At 46.2% G+C, this 19057-nt stretch carries 14 protein-coding genes; 7 read left to right on the top strand and 7 right to left on the bottom strand.

What is annotated here, in order from left to right:
• Nucleotides 1-292: 292 nt before the first annotated feature.
• From ompR to SVI_RS00735, 3 genes are all read left to right on the top strand, one after another.
• A complete protein-coding gene (ompR, locus tag SVI_RS00745; protein WP_013049447.1) occupies nucleotides 293-1018 on the top strand; it encodes an osmolarity response regulator transcription factor OmpR in 726 nt (241 codons plus the stop codon).
• 63 nt (nucleotides 1019-1081) lie between these two features.
• Nucleotides 1082-2392: a two-component system sensor histidine kinase EnvZ gene (envZ, locus tag SVI_RS00740; protein WP_013049446.1), complete on the top strand. Its 1311-nt coding sequence runs from the start codon at nucleotides 1082-1084 to the stop codon at nucleotides 2390-2392.
• A gap of 119 nt (nucleotides 2393-2511) precedes the next feature.
• Nucleotides 2512-4491: a methyl-accepting chemotaxis protein gene (locus tag SVI_RS00735; protein WP_041419545.1), complete on the top strand. Its 1980-nt coding sequence runs from the start codon at nucleotides 2512-2514 to the stop codon at nucleotides 4489-4491.
• Nucleotides 4492-4583: 92 nt separating this feature from the next.
• Here SVI_RS00735 and SVI_RS00730 read toward each other — a convergent pair whose 3' ends face one another.
• Together SVI_RS00730 and SVI_RS00725 are read right to left on the bottom strand one after the other, a co-directional pair.
• Complete coding sequence (locus SVI_RS00730) at nucleotides 4584-5060, bottom strand: peroxiredoxin (protein WP_041419544.1); 477 nt, start codon at nucleotides 5058-5060, stop codon at nucleotides 4584-4586.
• A gap of 297 nt (nucleotides 5061-5357) precedes the next feature.
• Nucleotides 5358-6134, bottom strand: a complete 777-nt coding sequence (locus tag SVI_RS00725) for a class I SAM-dependent methyltransferase (protein WP_013049443.1) — start codon at nucleotides 6132-6134, stop codon at nucleotides 5358-5360.
• Between the two features lie 185 nt (nucleotides 6135-6319).
• Between SVI_RS00725 and SVI_RS00720 the strand changes: the two genes are divergently transcribed.
• Nucleotides 6320-7162, top strand: coding sequence for a 23S rRNA (adenine(2030)-N(6))-methyltransferase RlmJ (locus SVI_RS00720; RefSeq protein ID WP_013049442.1), 843 nt, complete (start codon nucleotides 6320-6322; stop codon nucleotides 7160-7162).
• 69 nt (nucleotides 7163-7231) lie between these two features.
• Here SVI_RS00720 and SVI_RS00715 read toward each other — a convergent pair whose 3' ends face one another.
• Nucleotides 7232-8128, bottom strand: coding sequence for a LysR family transcriptional regulator (locus tag SVI_RS00715; RefSeq protein ID WP_013049441.1), 897 nt, complete (start codon nucleotides 8126-8128; stop codon nucleotides 7232-7234).
• 147 nt (nucleotides 8129-8275) lie between these two features.
• Here SVI_RS00715 and SVI_RS00710 point away from each other — a divergent pair, with 147 nt between their 5' ends.
• Entirely contained in the window at nucleotides 8276-9715 is a 1440-nt protein-coding gene (locus tag SVI_RS00710; RefSeq protein WP_013049440.1) for an MATE family efflux transporter, read from the top strand.
• 241 nt (nucleotides 9716-9956) lie between these two features.
• Here the strand turns inward: SVI_RS00710 and SVI_RS00705 are convergent, their stop codons facing one another.
• From SVI_RS00705 to SVI_RS00695, 3 genes are all read right to left on the bottom strand, one after another.
• Nucleotides 9957-10616, bottom strand: coding sequence for a lytic transglycosylase domain-containing protein (locus tag SVI_RS00705; RefSeq protein ID WP_231847840.1), 660 nt, complete (start codon nucleotides 10614-10616; stop codon nucleotides 9957-9959).
• 557 nt (nucleotides 10617-11173) lie between these two features.
• Nucleotides 11174-11743, bottom strand: a complete 570-nt coding sequence (locus tag SVI_RS00700) for a LemA family protein (RefSeq protein WP_041419543.1) — start codon at nucleotides 11741-11743, stop codon at nucleotides 11174-11176.
• 821 nt (nucleotides 11744-12564) lie between these two features.
• The gene (locus SVI_RS00695; protein ID WP_070108853.1) at nucleotides 12565-14958 is read right to left on the bottom strand and encodes an acylase; all 2394 of its coding nucleotides are present in this window, start codon (nucleotides 14956-14958) and stop codon (nucleotides 12565-12567) included.
• A gap of 259 nt (nucleotides 14959-15217) precedes the next feature.
• On the opposite strand from SVI_RS00695, the gene SVI_RS00690 reads away from it, so the two are divergent.
• Both SVI_RS00690 and SVI_RS00685 read left to right on the top strand, forming a co-directional pair.
• On the top strand, nucleotides 15218-16414 hold the full coding sequence (locus SVI_RS00690; protein ID WP_013049435.1) for a helix-turn-helix domain-containing protein: 1197 nt from the start codon (nucleotides 15218-15220) through the stop codon (nucleotides 16412-16414).
• Nucleotides 16415-16627: 213 nt separating this feature from the next.
• Entirely contained in the window at nucleotides 16628-18214 is a 1587-nt protein-coding gene (locus SVI_RS00685; protein WP_013049434.1) for an AbgT family transporter, read from the top strand.
• 295 nt (nucleotides 18215-18509) lie between these two features.
• Here SVI_RS00685 and SVI_RS00680 read toward each other — a convergent pair whose 3' ends face one another.
• On the bottom strand, nucleotides 18510-18941 hold the full coding sequence (locus SVI_RS00680; protein ID WP_013049433.1) for an RDD family protein: 432 nt from the start codon (nucleotides 18939-18941) through the stop codon (nucleotides 18510-18512).
• Nucleotides 18942-19057: the final 116 nt, after the last annotated feature.

Genomic DNA, 19057 nt, shown 5'->3' with positions numbered 1-19057 from the left:
CTTGAAGGTTTGAGACGCAATAAATCGAATGAAAAGCCAACAGCTAATTTTGTTACTCCAATTGTTACAATTTTGCAGCTATACTGAAAAAAAGTAATAGGCATTTACTTTCAATGGATTACGCTATTTTTTACCATAATAAATAAACTAGCACATGTATCCGAGTAAAGAGTCGCTGGTAAGAGGGATTGTAAAACGGCTATATTAGCGACTAGATCTAGGTTTAATTATATTCAATATCAGCCAGTTGGCTACCGACCAGCATCGGATTCCAAGAAAAAGGATAATAAGCATGGGACAGGAAACCTCTAAAATTCTCGTTGTCGATGACGATATGAGGCTAAGAGCCTTACTCGAGCGTTATCTTATGGAGCAAGGTTACCAGGTTCGCAGCGCCGCCAATTCAGAGCAGATGGATAGGTTACTCGAACGTGAGAATTTTCATCTACTCGTGCTGGATTTAATGCTGCCCGGCGAAGATGGTCTATCTATCTGTCGCAGACTCCGCCAGCAAGGCAATACTATACCTATCATAATGTTGACGGCTAAGGGCGATGAAGTCGACCGCATAATAGGCCTGGAACTCGGTGCCGATGACTATCTGCCTAAGCCGTTTAATCCCCGTGAATTACTCGCCAGAATCAAGGCTGTGATGCGTAGACAGAGTCAGGATGTTCCAGGAGCACCGACTCAGCAGGAAGAAGAGGTCACCTTCGGTGAGTTTACACTCAACCTAGCAACACGTGAGATGTATCATGATGAAGAAGCTATCTCCCTCACCAGTGGCGAATTTGCAGTACTTAAGGTGCTTGTGAGTCACCCACGCGAGCCTCTATCTCGCGATAAGCTGATGAATCTGGCACGAGGACGTGATTATTCGGCTCTCGAACGTTCTATCGATGTGCAGGTATCCCGCTTAAGGCGTTTAATTGAAAAAGATCCTGCCAATCCCAGATATATACAGACGGTATGGGGACTCGGTTATGTCTTCGTGCCCGATGGCACCTCGCGCCGTTAAACTAGCATTATATCTAATGTCACGAATCTCACTTATTGCTTACCTAAGGGGTAAACCAGTTACATGAAGTGGCTGATAAGACTTTTACCCCGTAGTGCATTTAGCCAAACAGTAGTACTGATTGGCAGCCTTTTGCTGATCAACCAACTGGTTTCCTACCTGTCGGTCGCGGCCTATTTCATCCAGCCCACCTATCAGCAGATCAACCAGTTGATAGCGCGTCAGGTGAAACTATTGTTTGTAGATGGCGTAGATGTGGGCCGTGAATACCTGACTATGGTCGACGCCCTCAATGCCAAAGTTCCCGACGATGGAATGCAGATCTATAATCAGAAACAAGCTCGTGAAGCTGGCCTAGAACAAGCGACTTATTACGCACTGCTCTCGTCGCAGATGTCGGAACATCTGGGCGGTAAGGCAGAGGTAAGGATCGCTCAAGGCGAATTTTTTGAGATCTGGATCCGCCCGCCTCAGGCCCCGTCTGTCTGGATCAAGATCCCCCTCACTGGATTCAACAAGTATGATCTATCACCACTGACCCTCTACCTTATGGTGATCGGTGCCTTGAGTGTCGCCGGTGGTTGGTGGTTTGCCCGACAGCAGAACAGGCCCCTCAAGCGACTGCAAAAAGCGGCAATATCTGTGTCTATGGGGGATTATCCTGAGCCTCTGCCTCTGAGTGGTTCCACCGAAATTGTCGAAGTAACTAACGCCTTCAACCAGATGTCCCACAGCATGAAACAGTTAGAGCAAGATCGGGCACTCTTAATGGCCGGTATCTCCCACGATCTACGTACCCCTCTGACCCGCATTCGTCTGGCCTCAGAGATGATGGTTGCCGAAGATCAATATCTAAAGGATGGTATCGTTCACGACATAGAAGATATGGATGCCATCATTAATCAGTTCATCGCCTATATCAGGCAAGATCAGGAAAGCATTCGTGAGCAGGAGCAGATCAATCACCTCATCCAAGATGTCGTCCAGGCTGAATCTAATCGGGAAGGAAAAATAGCTGTGGTACTCAATGAGTGTCCTGAGATCCCACTCCAGAGTATTGCCATTAAACGAGTCTTGAGTAACTTGGTGGAAAATGCCTTCCGTTATGGCAACGGCTGGGTCAGATTAAGTTCTCACTTCGACGGACGACGTGTCGGCTTTAGCGTCGAAGACGATGGTCCAGGCATTCCGGAATCAGAGATCCCTAAGTTATTTCAACCTTTCACTCAGGGTGATACGGCCAGAGGCAGTGTTGGATCGGGTCTGGGATTGGCCATCATCAAGCGTATTGTCGATCGTCATCAAGGTGAAGTCGTACTGACTAACAGAGTGGCTGGCGGTTTACATGCTCAGGTCTGGTTACCACTAGAATAATCTGCCCAAAGCTGGCTCTATTAACAATAACCAGCCGAGCAAGCGTCACATTAACAACACAAACCTGTAACACATATCCCCTAGTCTGGCAGAAAATATTCTTACTTGCCGTGATACCGATGAAAATTTCAACCTTGTCACTTTCAGCCTCAGCCACCCTACTGCTGCTTGCCGCTCTGCTAGCCACTGTGGTGGTCTGGAGTAATAATCAGCATCAGGGAATAGAAAGCCAATCTAACCAGCTTCAGCAGTTACAGCAGACCTTTCTAGTGGATATACGACGAGAACTGGACGGCTACTTACATAGCGGAGATACCAGTCAATTGGAGCTTGCCAAGACTCAGTTACAGCATATTGTGGCCAGTTTATCTAACAATAATGATCCCGATGTCGAATCACTCAGTTTTTTATTGACGCTTTTTATTCAGGACTTAGACACTGACTATCGCGCAGCGGGTAAACTTGCCGGTAATCCCAGGCTACTTCTTGCCCACGCAGAAACTGAAATGCTGGATAATAATCGACGCCTGGCCGACTATGCCGCCCAGGGTCAGGATGACAATGCCTCCCTCTCGGAGATATCTCTCTCCAATGAATACCTGAGGCTCACTCGTCAACTCCCGCCCTTGGTTTATCGGCTCTCACAACTGACTCAAGGCTACCTTATCGGCAAGGACCTAAGGCTAGAAGACATTCTGCAAAGCACAATCACTGAACTTAAGCTTTGGCATGACAAGCTAGAGTCGCTGGCCTTGATCGGTATCTACGACATCCAGGAGATCGATGAGTTCGCCTTAGGCGGGGGGGATGAGCAAGTGATCGAAATTGGTGAAAACTTTAGATCTGAGCTACTTAGCCTAAGTAACAGATACAATAGAGAGGTCAATAGCACCTATAACCTGCTGCAGGATAATCAAGAGGTCCAGGAGAGACTCAGAAGTTCTATCGTCGAGGTTGAACAGGCCATACTCACCCTTATCACCATTAAAGCGGAACAAGATCAGCGGCTAAAGCAGGAGCTACAAATTGCTCTTTATGCCGTAGTTTCCCTACTGGCCCTGTTCGCTGTCATCTACCTCTTATTGCAACAAAGCCGAGTAGTATCCCCCCTGAAGCGCCTTAACCATGCCTTTCAAACTCTCAGTGAGTCCAATAACCGTGAACGACTCGAGATAAATAGACGATGTGAGACGGGCCAGATAGCAGGCCATTTCAATCAACTCCTGCAAAGGTTCGAGGATGAAGATGACTTTCAGCGTCGGCAAATGACACTCGTCTCCTGCTCACTATCCAAGTTAGTCCAGCGCATCTCTCAGATAACCCATAGTGCAGATGAGACCCAGAACGTGGTCAGCCAGGCACAATCCCAGACCGACGAGATACGCAACCTGGCCCATGAGGTGAGCTCCACATCGGCTCTGGTCGAGAATAGCGCCGAACAAACCAAGTTACAGATGAAAACCAGCCAAGCTGAGGCCCAAGCTATGTTACTGGCCACCGAAGAGACTCAGCAAGCTGTGGTTAAATCCCATCAATCCTTGTCTAGCCTGACAACTTCGGTAGAAGATGTGTCAAAGATCATCGACGTGATAGGTAATATCGCCGAGCAAACTAACTTGCTCGCACTCAATGCCGCCATCGAAGCCGCAAGAGCCGGAGAGCAAGGCCGAGGCTTTGCAGTGGTTGCCGGTGAAGTCAGGAGCCTTTCTCACAGGACCCAAGATTCATTGAAAGAGATCATGGCGATTCTGAACCAACTAAACCAGGCCAATGGCGAACTCGAAGTCAGCATGACAGGCATAGAACAGGCTACACAAAGACAGAGAGAGCGAGCTCAAGGCTTATCCTCTGTTGCCCTATCGGTGCAAGATCAAGCCAGTGAGATGGCTGAGACGGCAAAACAAGGCGCCATCAATGCACAGCAGCAGGTTAATTATCTGGATGAATTTGTACACGCCATGAAATTACTCAAAGATCAGGCTCTATCGGCCTCGAAGCAGAGTGAAGTGATTGGTTGTGAGGTGCAACAAAGCGTTCAGGATATCCAAACCAGCTTAGGTATCTCAAAAAACGACACCAGCTTGGCTCAGGTAGCCTGATTGATTCAGAGCCGAGCCTACTAATCGCCACCCTAACTAAAAAAGGAGCCATAGGCTCCTTTTTGTTAAGAATATATGTGCCGATTAAAAATCTATAATGCCGCCAACACAGCTTCGGCCTTACTCACTTCGAAGCTCTTAGGTGCTTCGACATTCAGCTGTGTCACTACACCATTGTCGATGACCATGGCATAACGTTGTGAACGCACGCCACCAAAACCAGCTGTGTCCATCTCTAGACCTAGTGCCTTAGTGAAGCTAGCATCACCATCGGCCAGCATCATCAGCTCAGATGCGTTCTGGGCTTGGCCCCAGGCCTTCATAACGAAAGCATCGTTAACAGAAACGCAGGCTATGATATCAATACCCTTAGCCTGAAACTGATCGGCCAATACCACATATCCAGGTAGATGAGATTCTGAACACGTAGGAGTGAATGCACCGGGAACGGCAAATAACACCACCTTCTTGCCAGCAAATAGTTCTGCCACATTATGGGTCACCATGCCTTCACCGGTTAACTCGCCTAACATGAGGCCCGTAGGAAGTGCTTGTCCTTGCTCGATCATCTTATGTTCCTTTTCATTAATGGTTATGCTTAATGCTAATACTATTCTGACAAAAATAAACCCTGTCCATTTAGCCCTTCATCGGGGCTTTTACTTTTACTTAGACATATAAGCGGTTTTTCTTGCTTGCTATGACCATAGATGGTTTAACACCGTCTAAGTCTTCTGTGTATTTAACTGAGGACGCTTATCCCTTCATCGGGGCTTTTACGTAAACATCGAAGCGGTTTTTCTTGGTTGCTATGACCATAGATGGCTAACACAGTCTAAGTCTTCCGTGTATTTAACTGAGGACGCTTATCCCTTCATCGGCGCTTTTACGTAAACATCGAAGCGGTTTTTCTTGGTTGCTATGACCATAGATGGTTTTACACCGTCTAAGTCTTCCGCATAGTCTGGACGCTTCACTACCACACGTTTCGTGGCTAATGCTATGGCAGGGGCAAGTAAACCATCGGCGTCCATATCGGCACCCACCAAAGATTGAAACACCCGCATCTCCTTCTTAACCAGAGCCGATTTTTCTCTATGAGGATACATAGGATCCAGATAAACCACATCGATCTCTTTACCTAGTTCAATAACAGATTCCAGGCTAGAGCCATGGACTAAAATCATGCGCTCACGCATCCAGTCACCGATATCGGCATCTTCATAGGCACGCCTTAATCCATCTTCGAGAAGCGCTGCGACCACGGGATGACGCTCTACCATAGTCACGGTGCAGCCAAGGCTAGCCAGAACGAATGCATCACGACCTAGGCCAGCAGTGCCATCGACGACACTAGGGTTAACAGCTTGTTTTAGCCCTACCGCTTTGGCGATGGACTGCCCTCGTCCGCCACCAAACTTACGCCTATGGGCTACGGCACCAGAGACAAAGTCGACACTGATGCCTTTAAGTTTGGGTTCATCACGCTTGTTAAGTATTAAGGTGTTTTGCTCAAATACCAGCTCAAACTCCGCCTCTTTGTCGAAGACCAATCCCCAACGTTGGCAGATAGCCTCCAATGAAGGATATTGAGCATTGAAGAAGATGCCTAAAGGCTTAGATGTTTGCAGTGTTGATGGCATTGAATGAGTCACATTAGTTCTGATTGAGCCATTATGCCAAAAGCTCTGCTCAGGTGATACCGTTGCTTCTCTCATACAAGCAGCTGACATACAGCTTGCATTCGTTATCTAATCTTTTTTTACAATATTTGTGCTAAAATATTGCAAAAATTCACACCGACACATTCAATTTTCTTGGAATTCTCATGCTAAGTTATCGCCACGGCTACCATGCCGGAAACTATGCCGACGTGTTAAAGCACGCCATCTTGCTGCAAGTGCTTAAATCTATGCACAAGAAGAATAAGCCACTGGCCTATATCGATACCCATGCAGGTGCAGGCGGATATGCCCTAACCGATGAATTCGCCCAAAAGACAGGTGAATACTTAGAGGGTGTGGCTAAGATATGGGACAAGGACGACCTCCCGGAATCACTACAACAATATATTGAAGATGTTAAACACTTCAATCAAGGCAAGTCAGAGTTGAGCTTCTATCCCGGCTCCCCTGGTTTCGTCGATATGAACATGCGCGACAAAGATCGCATGGTGCTCCATGAGCTACATGGCACCGATCACGCGTTACTTGACGAGCAGCTTGGTAGCGATAAGCAAGTACGAGTCATCAAGGCCGATGGCTTAAAAGGCTTACTTGGGGCTGTCCCACCCTTAGAGCGCCGCGGTCTAGTGTTAATAGATCCAAGCTATGAGATGAAAACCGATTATCAGGATGTTCCCAACGCGATAATCAAAGCCTATAAACGATTTTCAACTGGCGTTTACATACTCTGGTATCCAGTAGTAAAACGAGCTCAAACCGAAGAGATGCTTAAGATGCTCATCGGCAGTGGCATCAAGCGTCAGCTTAGAATCGAACAAGCGGTGAAAGCCGACAGTGATGAATTTGGCATGACAGCTGCGGGCTTGTGGATCATCAACCCACCTTGGCAGTTAGATGAGACCGCCACCGAGATGCTCGACTATCTTTCTCCACTGCTTAATCAAGGCGGCGGCAAGATCACTGTGAAATGGGAAGTCGGCGAATAAGCCGCTAACCCAAACACGTTAAAACAAATAAGCCGCTATTATGCGGCTTTATTTTTGGCTAAACACAAATCAATAAGTTTGCAGCTTATTTGACTTAAACATGGACTCTATTTCAATAAAGAACCACTCCATTACGGGGCCATAGGCTTTATCTCGGCGGTTAACCACACCCATTTCAACTAATAAAGGATCGGGAATATATTCCGTCGACAGCTCGACAACATCGCCAGAATACCACTCGGCATTGACCACATGCTCGGGCACGAGTGCCCAGCCAACACCACGTATAACGAGTGCCGTCATATAATAGTAACTATCGATATACCAATGGTTCGGCGATAACGCTTTGGCTTGACTATCGCCAACCCGATCACGGATCACTAGCTGACGATATTGATTGAGATCGGCGATGCTTGGAGACGAAATTTTTGCTAATGCGTGCTTAGGTGACACTATCAGTGACTGCCTAAATTGGCCGATAGACATAAACTCTAATGAACCCGGTAACTCCCTTACATGAAAAACGATGCCCATATCGGCCTTGCCTTCATCGACCCATGAGGCGATATCATCTCTTGAGCCATTGATAATCGTCAACTTCAACAGAGGAAATTGTATTGCGACTTGCTCGAACAAGAGTTCAAACGCATTAACCGGAACCGCTTCATCCATGGCCACTGTTAACGCGATCTCTTGGCCGGTATTAAGTGTCATGGCACGGGATTGCAATCGCTGACACTGCTCGAGTACGGCTTGAGCCTGGATAAACATATCTTCGCCATGCTTAGTGAGCACAGGTAACTTGGCGCTGCGATCGAATAGCTCAAAGCCCAGATCAACCTCCAGATTAGCAATCGCGGTACTGACCCTAGATTGTGCCCGGCCCAGCTTTCTTGCTGCCGCCGAGAACGAACCATGATTCACCGACAGCACGAACGCTTCCAGCTGATACAGAGTCCAGTTCATATCATCTCCCTGCTTCTCTCATTCTAATATCGCCTCTAAATAAACAACCTATCCGATTACCGGATACAAACTAACTTAATCAATCCGAAATTTAAGGATAAGCTAATACCACATCCAGATTCCATACTTAATATACAGAAGTGATCTATGCAGGCCAACGCGACCCAATCAATATCCGGCTCTTCGAAGCAGAGCATTAACCGCACCTTCTGGCGTTATGCTATTCCGTCGGTAGCAGCCATGCTGGTTAACGGCTTCTATCAGATTGTCGATGGTATTTTTATCGGTCAATACCTGGGTTATGAAGGCTTAGCCGGCATCAATATGGCCTGGCCAATCATCTATATCTTTGCCGGCATAGGCCTGATGATCGGCATGGGATCCGGTAGCTTATTATCAATCAACCGAGGGCAAGAACAAGGCTCAGCCAGCACAGGTACTGGCGAGGAGACACTCGCTCAATCACTCAAGACAAACCATACCTTAGCCACCGCAGCAGTCCTCATCATAGGTTTCGGCCTGTTAGGCTCGCTGGTGTTGTTTATGAGCGGAACTAGCCTGTTACTGGCACAAGGCGGAACTGGTAACACCTTAATACTGGCCCAACAATACATAGCTCCCTTTAGCTGGAGTGTCACCTTTACCATACTGGCCTCGGCGATCCCTATCTTAATTCGCAACGATGAGAGCCCAAACCTGGCCACTGGCCTGATGGTCATGGGAGCATGCCTCAATATTTTGCTGGATTATATTTTTATCGTGCAGCTGAACATGGCGCTTCATGGTGCAGCAATTGCGACAGTTTCAGCCCAGATAGCCGTAGCAAGTTGCGGAGTCATCTATTTCCTATCATCTTTTACCAAGATGAAAATCAGTAACTTAACGCTTAATTTTGCAAACATACGCTTTGATATAAAATTAGCCAGACAGATATTACTCTTAGGCTCATCGAGTTTTGTCATGTACCTCTACACCAGCTTCGTATTCGCACTGCATAACCGCCTATTTATGGAATACGGCTCACCAGTAACCGTAGGCGCTTTTGCCATTGTCGGCTACCTGATGGTGCTCTATTACTTTGTTGCCGAGGGATTAGGGGAAGGGATGCAACCACCGGTGAGTTATTTCTTCGGTGCCAAGCAAACGGAGAACATTAAGAAGGTGCTAGTCCTAGCGACTAAGGTCACCATCACAGCGGGAATAGCCTGGTTACTCGTCTTGAATCTGTTCCCGAGTACCATCATCGGACTCTTTAACGCAGAGGATACCAGCTTGATACAGGAAGCCACATCTGGCATACGGCTACACTTGTTTGCCATGTTTCTCGATGGCTATCTGGTGTTAGCTATCATGTTTTTCATGGCTGTAAATCAGGGAAAGAAGGCGCTAGGAATATCCATAGGTAATATGTTAATCCAACTTCCCTTCCTTTACTTCTTGCCACCTTGGCTCGGTGTCAAAGGTGTATGGCTCGCCATGCCTATCTCTAATGTGCTGATGTTTATCATAGTCGCGCCTATGGTTTGGCACTATTTGAAAACAGATAAGGATCGCAAGGTTAATCAGTTCCTAGAGTCCAGGTTCTAGGATTTACGATATCCTTGTTATAGGATTTTAACTCGCTTACCTAGACCTGGGTCTCCGCCGGGTAAAGAGCGTGGAATACCCTTGCTAGCTTGCCTTTAGCCAAACCTATGGGGCTTAACCTAGCTTACGATATCCTTGTAATAGGATTTTGACTCGTTTTTCGTAAGCCTGAGTTTCGACCGGGTAGAGAGTGTGGGATGCCGTTCTTAGCTTGCTTTAATTTGATTTGATTTGATTTGATTTAACCTAGTTTACGATAACGTTGTAATAGGATTTTGACTCGTTTTACGTAAGCCTGTGTTTCGGGGTACGGTGGAATACCATTATACTGAGCCACTGTGGTAGGGCCAGCATTGTAGGCGGCACATGCAAGCTCTAAATCACCATCGAAACGCTTTAGCATCTGAGCCAGATATCTGGCCCCCCCATCTATGTTCTGATCCGGTCGAAAAGCATTACTAACACCCAGCTCCTTGGCCGTTTCCGGCATCAACTGCATCAAGCCCATGGCTCCCGAGCGCGACAGAGCAAATACATTGAAGGCAGATTCGGCATGGATCACAGCGCGGATCAAGGCTGGATCCAGCTTATACCTCTTGGCCGCTAGGCCGATCAAGTCATCATAGTCATGGGAAAATAGCGGCATCCTGCGCCAATCTAGATCTGAATCTGGACCGCAGGCGTAACAATCATAGAGCAGAACCTGATACTCATCGGCACCCGGTGCATGATCTGAAAAAACCATCACACCATTAGTTTGCTTATACTGATAGACCTTAATTTGCTGGCTAATATTGGTGGATATGCCAGTGGATAAGATTTCAGACTTCGAAGTGCTTGGCTGTAAATAGCTAGGTATAGGCGTGCTAGGAGCTTGAATTAGGCTGTTGTTATCCAGCATATGGGGCTTATTGCTTTTAACTGCTGTCGACATTACAGCACTGGTCGAGTTAGCACTTTTTATCCACTTTCCCGAGCCCTGTGTACCACTAACTCCATTATTATTAGCGGATACATCTGTCGAGTCAGAAAAATGAGTAGCCGTGCTGGCTTGCTGAGTCACGACCAGCCCAGTTTCTGAGTAGCTAGCCTTATAGTGAGGCTTCCTCTCTGGCTGCGACCTGGACTCAGATTGTGGGTCTGATTTTATCTTATCTCCTGCCAGAGCAGGGCTCACGGACAGCAAGATACTGATGATGAGACTCAAGATGGTAAATGTTATCAAATACAGCCGTCCCTGCTGTGCTTCAAATGAGTCTCCGTGCCATTTAATCATCTAGGTCCTGTGTACTCATGGAATTTAAGTACTCCAATCATAGCAAAAACTTGTTGCATCACTTTATTTATTTGGCTGAACTCATATTCTAAGCAGGCCGCAAAATAGCAACTGACTATATTCAGTTACTATTAAACTAGTTTGCCGCAAAGGTATGCGGCTCAAGAGGCTGCGACATCAGATTACTTGATAAAATCAGCCGCATCGATAGACGCTTTCGCGGCATCATCGGCTTCGTAGAAAGGCATAATCTTGATATTAGCCATGGAAGCTAAGATAGAACCAGGGAATATCTCAACCGCATGATTAAGCTCGGTGACTGCAGCGTTATAGAAACGACGTGCGGCCGAGAGATGAACCTCGATTTCGTTATAAGTTTGCATCGCCTCTAGCATGGTATTGTCAGACTTAAGCTCAGGGTATGCTTCAACCTTGCCCATAAGCTGGCCCATCTTGTTATTAAGCTGCTCGGCAACGGCAAGATGCTCACCAATATCGGCAATATCATTGGCATCATAGGATTTGCTCACCTGCGCCCTCAATTCGGTGATATCGGTCAACAAGGCCTTCTCGTGGTCCATGAATGTTTGAGCTATTTTCAATATATTCGGTACTAGGTTAGAACGCTTATTAATCTGCACATCTATACCTGACAAGGCTTCACGACCCGCATTGCGTTTTTTCACCAGGCTGACATACCAAAGGTAGGCGATAATCACGACCAATCCCAAACCTAACAGCAATCCTTCCATCTCATGTCCTTATTTTTCTTTTTTTCGACTATTTGCTCAGCTTTTTTATGAAGCTTTAACCCTCTACTCTTACTTATTTTTTAAGCTATTTCCATACATTTATATACACGATTAACCCAGAGAAATAGGGTGCTAAATGCACTAATTTAAGAAAACCTCACCTATTCATCGTGCTTTCAATCGACTAAACCTAGTAAAACCCTAAGATGTCTGCTCAAGCACCGACAAAGACCAATAAAGAGATGAAAAGTGTGACACCGGTCACAAAACACAACCAAAACCATTAATTTAATTGATAAAAATACAAGCCGACTTGCGGTAAAAATTAACCAGGCGTTCATTAAACTAGGTGATAAACCTAAGATTTATAAGAAACTAACGTCCATAAACACTCGCTAAGGCTAGCATTTACCGACGATAGACAAATATTGAGACTATTGAGATGAGAATCTGTTGAAAATGATAAAAATAGCCAAGAAAATGAGGGGTATTCACTTAAACATATCAACTATTGCCTCTAAATTATGGTTCAGAATTCATGCTGAGAAGATAGTAGATAGCGTGAGTCGATTAGTAGTTAACAAGGAATTGAAGCCATTAGCCTGTTAATTTTTCTGTAATTTTATGAATCTGCTGAATTTATCATTCAGTATCTGTACAGCTGCAGCTTGCTATATTAGCCATCAAGTAAACAGCGAGAGCATGGCCCTACATGTTTGAACTGAGTATTACTTCTCTGACTTTAAATGGTTAGTGCGGACACAAGTAGAATATCCCTTTTGGACCCATCCTTGGGTCCATTTTTTTACCTGGAATTAGCTCTATTTCAAGGTTAATTCTATGGTCTCGACTAAGTCATCCTTAATTTGCTGTTCGGTGAAGAGCACTGGACGCCACTCGCCCTTAGAAAACAAACGCGTCTGGTCGGCGAAATGCTCCGACTCTGGATCATGAGACTGACCATAGGTTAAAAACGCATCAGCCTTAGGGCCATCGGCGGTAAATTCCAATGCCATCAGCCAACTCGCACCATGAAAGACAGGATAGCCATAGCTTTTAACCTTGGCACTGCCGCCGGTATTGATATTAAACACACCATCTATTGTGCCTCCGCCAGGAATGGCTAGTTTCTCGTCATTCTTCATATGATACTGAAGAGCCCCTAGCGGCGCCGCCAATGGAATATTTACACTGGCGAGATGCTGGACTGTGCTAGCTAAGGCTTGCAGCACAGGATCACTGGTTACCGAACCTGTATGCTTAGCCAGTTGCGACGGGGTCGAAACTGGTTTTTTAACGTCGAATGCTAGCTCGAACAAGCTATCACTCAGCACTTGCTCGCCACCCACATCAAACACCTTCAAAAACTCTCTGAATAGATGAGCGCCCTGGCTGGTATTGGTATATAAACCATCCCAATTCGCAAGCACTTCACAGGCAGCTGTTATATCAACGACATCCTGACTATCGAGAGTGATATTGCCGACTCCGGTACAACGGTCAACTAACTGATCTTTGATCATCTCAGACAGCTGGCCTCGTTGGCTCATCACTACTTGCTTTAGTTCTTCCAGATTAAACTTACCATCTGCTCCGGAAATACCTTGCGCCGACTTCTCTTGTAACATGGTCGCGTTCATTCGCGTCCGTGGGCTTCGAATCGTCTGCTCGGGGCCATAAACGATAGAATAACCTTCCAATGGCTCCTCGACGTTATTTAACCAATGACTGCTATTAGCATTAAATACATAATCGCTGCGAAGTAGCTTAGGAGCCCTCTCGAAAGGCACTACCCCCGGGATCGGCGTCTTACCGGTATCTACCCATTCGAATAGTGACATGCTGCCATCCAGTACCAGCTGACCACGGCCACCTTGCCATAGGGCCTTACCTACAGGGTCATTATTCACGAAGTCCTTCACTAGTATTGCGGCGAATGAATTCAGATTTGGCGCTCTCGAACCATCGATAAAGAAGGCATTGCCCTTATCGTCTGTCGCCATGGTATTCACCCAGGGAATGCCCTGATAGGTCTCGAATGCTGCTTCAAACTCTTCGATAGTCTTGGCACGATCCATCGCCAACCATTGGCTGACCATGTTGCCATTATTGGCGTTAGCATCACGATAGCTGACTGCTGTTCCATCAGGATACCAGCCGATCATAGGCCCATAATGGGATGAATAGAGTGTCTTGAGCACCTCAGAGCTAGTGCCATCACCGTTTTTCACCGAGACGGTAAATTCCTGACTGGTCATATCAAGATATTCACCTTCATAGAGATAACGAGTCGGATCTTCAGCGTCCAGTGTCAGCTTGTATGTGGTGAATCGCTTAGATTGAGAAACCGTATGAGTCCAAGCTATGTTTTCATTGAAGCCGATAAGCACGCCTGGAACACCCACGAAAGAGACACCGGTAACATTAATTTCACCAGGGATTTGCAGGTGGTTTTCGACGAACCTAAGATTACCCACCCAAGGAAAATGAGGGTTAGAAAGTAACATACCGCTACCGGATTCTGTCTTATCCCGACCAAGGGCCCAGCCGTTACTCCCCAGATCTTGGTTCTTACTGGCCACTTCTTGGAGCATCTTCTGTAAACTTTTACTCGATGGTACCGGTGAGGCGGTAGCAATTTGAGTCGTCAAGGCGCCACCACTGGCAAACATAGCCAGCTTTAAATGATAGGCATGGAGATCGACAATACTCAGCTCGGGCACCCAGTCGGCACCTCGACAAGGAGATGGATAATTCTGTGCGCCGCCTTTATCTAATACGGCCTGATTAAAACCTTCCACATAGCCTGTCAGTAAATCGGCCTGCTCTTGTGTCATGCCAGCTACCGCATTCTCGGCATCCTTATAGATATTCAGGGCCAAGGTACCAAAATCTGTGTTCACATTTGCATTCGAGTCACCTGCACCGAAGGTGATGGCCCTTTGAGCTCTAACCTCGATAATCTGCTCGGCTAAGGTACACATATTATCTTGTGCGTGAGCATAGGCTTGGCCATATCCCAATGCTCGATAATTTGATGCGGTAATGTGCGGAACACCAAATGAGGTATATTCTATTTTTACGGTACTGGGCAGCACTTCAGCTTCATTCGCGTCCTTGTCGCTGCCATTACAACCGGCAAGCGACAGCGTCAATGCCACAGCAATTGGAGTAAGGTATGTTTTGTATTTATTATTTTTTATCACAGATTTCATCCCCTTTCGGTGCGACTCTAAATCAAGCTAGCACCCTATGATTTATCTAAAACAAGTTTATGATTTGCTAATCATTTGTTACTTTATTGACTAATACAGCACAACTCGACCGTCCCGACCCGTTCGGACTTTTTTATTGTTACTAATTATCAATTATTTAAACGATTGTTTGAGTATTAAGGTGGATTTGGTTATTTTCGGATGTAGCCATAGCCTTCATGATGAAAGGGCTAGCTTGAGCCAAGGATCGATATAAGCCATGCAGTTAATGACCATTTTATTGCTGATATCTGTGGGAATGACCTTCTTCATGATGGGGTATGTAGCGACTACGCCCCATCAAAACAGTAAGGCGAGGCTATGCTTTTCTATGATGTTAATAGGTCTGCTCAGCCTGATGATCGAGCTGGCTATTTTCGAAGAGGGCGCAAGTTACCTGTATATCGTATCGATATCCGGTCCACTCTCAGTTTCAGTGCCCATTTTTTTCTATCTCTATTTCAAAGCCAGCATGGGATTAAACGATGAATTCCAGTGGCGTAATGCCAAACATTTACTCGTCCCTTGCGTTTATTTAATCGTGATGATGCCCTACAACCTACTGGGCGAAGCCGCAAAACAGCACTTTTTTGCACTTGTATATACCAATGAGCCTATCCCCTGGCAGCTGTCCCTCATGCCGATACGCTTCAGTAGATTACTCTTGATAAGTGGACTAGGTTCTGTGTACCTATACCTAAGTTGGCGTGAATTACATGTTGAAATGAACAAGAAGAAAAATGATGTGCTCAGAGAGATAAACCGTCTAAAAGTCGGCTTTATAGGCATCAGCATCAGCTTCGCCATCGTATTTGGTTTCTTCCTATTTCGCCTACCGCACAAATTCACCTGGATGATATCCAGCATAGTCATAATCATCACAGCTATCAGCTGCATGATTTTTTACTATCTACCTGTGTTGGGCAAAAAAATTATGACTCATCAAGCCCTGGACTCGATACGCTCCCAGGCCTTTGACCGTACATTGGATTCGGCACCTACGAGTCATGCTGTGACCGATATTGCTATATCCGTCACAGCAATATCAGTCAATAAACAGTACCGCTCCTCCGTGACCTCTAATCAATCCGAAGAGGTCATCAGAGATCTGGTACATCTTATGAATGAAGGGGTCTATAAAGACTCTAAACTGTCTCTTGGCAAGCTCGCCGGCCAGCTACAAATAAGTACACATCATCTATCCCAGATCATTAATCAGCAAACCCAAGGTAACTATTTCGACCTGATTAACCAATACCGGATACAAGACGCCAAAGGACTACTGTTAGAGGGAGAAATGAGTGTCATAGATATCGCCTATGAGGTCGGATATAACAGTAAATCTTCCTTCTATACCGAGTTCAAGCGCCGGACCCAGATGACCCCACACAAATTTAAACAGTCCCATAAGCATTAATACTTCTCCCGTCCCCCTCCTCTAATAGGTAATTAAACATATTTAGCTAACATTTAAGCTTCATTTAAACCTAGTAAGCCATCATGGTTTTCAGACTCGGAAATATTGAGTCTTAAAACCAAAAAGCCAGCTGGCAATGGCGACAAAAAGGTCCATAGAGACCAACATTGAAGGATACAGGGTATGGGTTTAAATAAAGATGAGAGCATAGATATGCCTCTTAAGTCTGCGGTATCATCTGAGGAACATAGCGGCGCATTTGTCCGTTTTCTCAATATTGTCGAGCGATTAGGTAACCTACTCCCTCATCCCATCACACTGTTCGCCATGTTCTGTATGGCCGTCATCGTTATCAGCGGCATCGCAGGTTACTTCGAGCTATCAATTACCGACCCTCGCCCACTAGGCTCTTCGGGACGCAGTGAAGACGGCCTCATTCATGTTGTCAGCCTGATGAACGCCGAAGGTTTGAGAATGATAGTCTCGAACCTGGTGACTAACTTCACCGGTTTTACTCCACTGGGCACAGTACTGGTGGCTCTATTAGGTGTGGGAATTGCTGAGCGTTCCGGCATGCTTTCTGCGGCAATGCGTTCACTGGTAATAGGCACCTCTAAGCGCCTGGTCACCTTGACCATAGTCTTCGCTGGTATCATATCGAATACCGCTTCCGAGCTAGGTTACGTGGTACTCATTCCTATGGCGGCGATGATATTCCACTCCTTGGGTCGTCACCCGCTTGCAGGTCTGGCAGCAGCCTTCGCTGGTGTATCTGGTGGTTATAGTGCCAACTTACTCTTAGGCACAGTCGATCCGCTACTCTCAGGTATCACAGAAGCTGCGGCTCAGATGATAGATCCTTTATACACGGTTGGGCCAGAATCCAACTGGTATTTCATGTTCATCTCTACCTTTCTTATTACCATCTTAGGTGCACTGGTCACCGAGAAGATTGTCGAGCCAAAACTAGGTAAATATGATGCCAGTGAAGCCGCTGTCGACTTAAGTCATCAGAAAATGGACTCAGTCAGCGCATTAGAGAAGCGCGGCCTCAAAGCCGCTGGGATCGCCATACTTATACTTTCAGCATTACTGGCACTCACCATAGTTCCGGAAGGTGCACCACTGAGAAATCCAGAAACTGGTTTAGTGGCAGGCTCCCCCTTCCTTAAGGGTATCGTTGCCTTCATATTTATCTGTTTCGCCATTCCAGGTATGGTGTACGGCAAAGTCGTCGGTACCATGAAGCGTGATAAAGATGTCATAGATGCCATGTCTCACAGCATGAGTTCTATGGGCATGTACATAGTGCTGGTTTTCTTCGCCTCGCAGTTTGTCGCCTTCTTCAAATGGACTAACTTAGGTGCAGTGCTGGCCGTTTCAGGCGCCGATGCACTCAGTGCCATAGGTCTGACCGGCCCCTTGGTATTCCTTCTGTTCATCATGATGTGTGGTGTCATCAACCTGATGTTAGGCAGCGCTTCGGCCCAATGGGCAGTTACGGCACCTATCTTCGTGCCCATGCTAATGCTGATAGGATATGCTCCGGAAACCATACAAGCGGCCTATAGGATCGGGGATTCGGTGACTAACTTGATCACCCCCATGATGAGCTATTTCGGTCTAATTCTTGCGGTCGCTTCCCAATATAAGAAGAACTTAGGCATAGGCACACTCATCGCTACTATGCTGCCATACTCCATCGTCTTCTTTATCGGTTGGACACTGTTCTTCTTCCTCTGGGTGTTCGTATTGGAGATGCCAGTGGGACCTGGAGCTGCGACCTATTATACCCCTTAGAAGCTATTAGATTTTGTGATGAAAGCTAAGACGAGGTTGGGCTAGCCCAACTTCGTCGCTTTAGGGAAAGGCTAGACCTTGTTGCGTTTGGCCTTGATAAAACCTCCCGTTACTTAGACAAGTTACAACTGCATCGATCACAGCATCATTATTCATCATAGGCGAGTGTAGCCATGATCTTTTAACCTATCTTCGAGCTTTCCCATTCAGGCGGCACAGCGACCAAAACCATGAAGCTGCACCACTTATCTGGAATATTAAGAGCAGGAATGCAACCTTCACCTGACTAAAAACCTCATCCCTTTTCGGCTTTTCTGATAACTAGAGTTTTAGCTAATTTATCGTGCCATCCCTGCTTCCTTTCATCTAACCCAATCCAGATTAGTCCTATGAAGCAAGGAAGTGCAGCAAGGAAATACCCAAAGTATCGCCCCAGAGCTTGAATAACGGTGAGTTTGTTACCTGTTTCTGCATCGACCACTTTTAGCTTAGTGATCATCTTTCCTGGCGTACCCAGATATTTCAACCAGAAGAAAATCGTGGCGATAAAAGGTAGGACATAGCCTAAAAATAGATCCCAAAAGCCATGTAAGGCTTGCTCGCCTTCCCAATATTCGCCGCCATAGATCAGGCTCAAAGGAAGATAAACAGTGGGGATCATGATTCCAAGGTCAATGAGTGCAGCAACAAACCTTATTTTAAGTCCTGCATAGTTTTGATTATCCATAAAGTACCTCTCTCCCTAATTAATCGATATTATTTAAGCCAATACAGATAATACTTAACCAAAGGTGTAGTGCTAAGTTTGCTCCCAATAAAAAACCCGGCAATGAAATTACCGGG

It is taken from the genome of Shewanella violacea DSS12 (assembly GCF_000091325.1).
GTDB classification, from domain to species: Bacteria; Pseudomonadota; Gammaproteobacteria; order Enterobacterales; family Shewanellaceae; genus Shewanella; species Shewanella violacea.
Note: the sequence above shows the minus strand (reverse complement) of the source record. Positions and strands in the feature narration are given on the sequence as shown.

What these genes read in the sequence shown, in the direction of transcription:
- ompR (WP_013049447.1), top strand. Translation starts at nt 293, where the DNA reads ATGGGACAGGAAACCTCTAAAATTCTCGTTGTCGATGACGATATGAGG.
- SVI_RS00715 (WP_013049441.1), bottom strand. Translation starts at nt 8,128, where the DNA reads ATGAACTGGACTCTGTATCAGCTGGAAGCGTTCGTGCTGTCGGTGAAT.
- SVI_RS00720 (WP_013049442.1), top strand. Translation starts at nt 6,320, where the DNA reads ATGCTAAGTTATCGCCACGGCTACCATGCCGGAAACTATGCCGACGTG.
- SVI_RS00685 (WP_013049434.1), top strand. Translation starts at nt 16,628, where the DNA reads ATGCCTCTTAAGTCTGCGGTATCATCTGAGGAACATAGCGGCGCATTT.
- SVI_RS00695 (WP_070108853.1), bottom strand. Translation starts at nt 14,958, where the DNA reads ATGAAATCTGTGATAAAAAATAATAAATACAAAACATACCTTACTCCA.
- SVI_RS00730 (WP_041419544.1), bottom strand. Translation starts at nt 5,060, where the DNA reads ATGATCGAGCAAGGACAAGCACTTCCTACGGGCCTCATGTTAGGCGAG.
- SVI_RS00735 (WP_041419545.1), top strand. Translation starts at nt 2,512, where the DNA reads ATGAAAATTTCAACCTTGTCACTTTCAGCCTCAGCCACCCTACTGCTG.
- SVI_RS00700 (WP_041419543.1), bottom strand. Translation starts at nt 11,743, where the DNA reads ATGGAAGGATTGCTGTTAGGTTTGGGATTGGTCGTGATTATCGCCTAC.
- envZ (WP_013049446.1), top strand. Translation starts at nt 1,082, where the DNA reads ATGAAGTGGCTGATAAGACTTTTACCCCGTAGTGCATTTAGCCAAACA.
- SVI_RS00705 (WP_231847840.1), bottom strand. Translation starts at nt 10,616, where the DNA reads ATGCTGGATAACAACAGCCTAATTCAAGCTCCTAGCACGCCTATACCT.
- SVI_RS00690 (WP_013049435.1), top strand. Translation starts at nt 15,218, where the DNA reads ATGCAGTTAATGACCATTTTATTGCTGATATCTGTGGGAATGACCTTC.
- SVI_RS00725 (WP_013049443.1), bottom strand. Translation starts at nt 6,134, where the DNA reads ATGCCATCAACACTGCAAACATCTAAGCCTTTAGGCATCTTCTTCAAT.
- SVI_RS00710 (WP_013049440.1), top strand. Translation starts at nt 8,276, where the DNA reads ATGCAGGCCAACGCGACCCAATCAATATCCGGCTCTTCGAAGCAGAGC.
- SVI_RS00680 (WP_013049433.1), bottom strand. Translation starts at nt 18,941, where the DNA reads ATGGATAATCAAAACTATGCAGGACTTAAAATAAGGTTTGTTGCTGCA.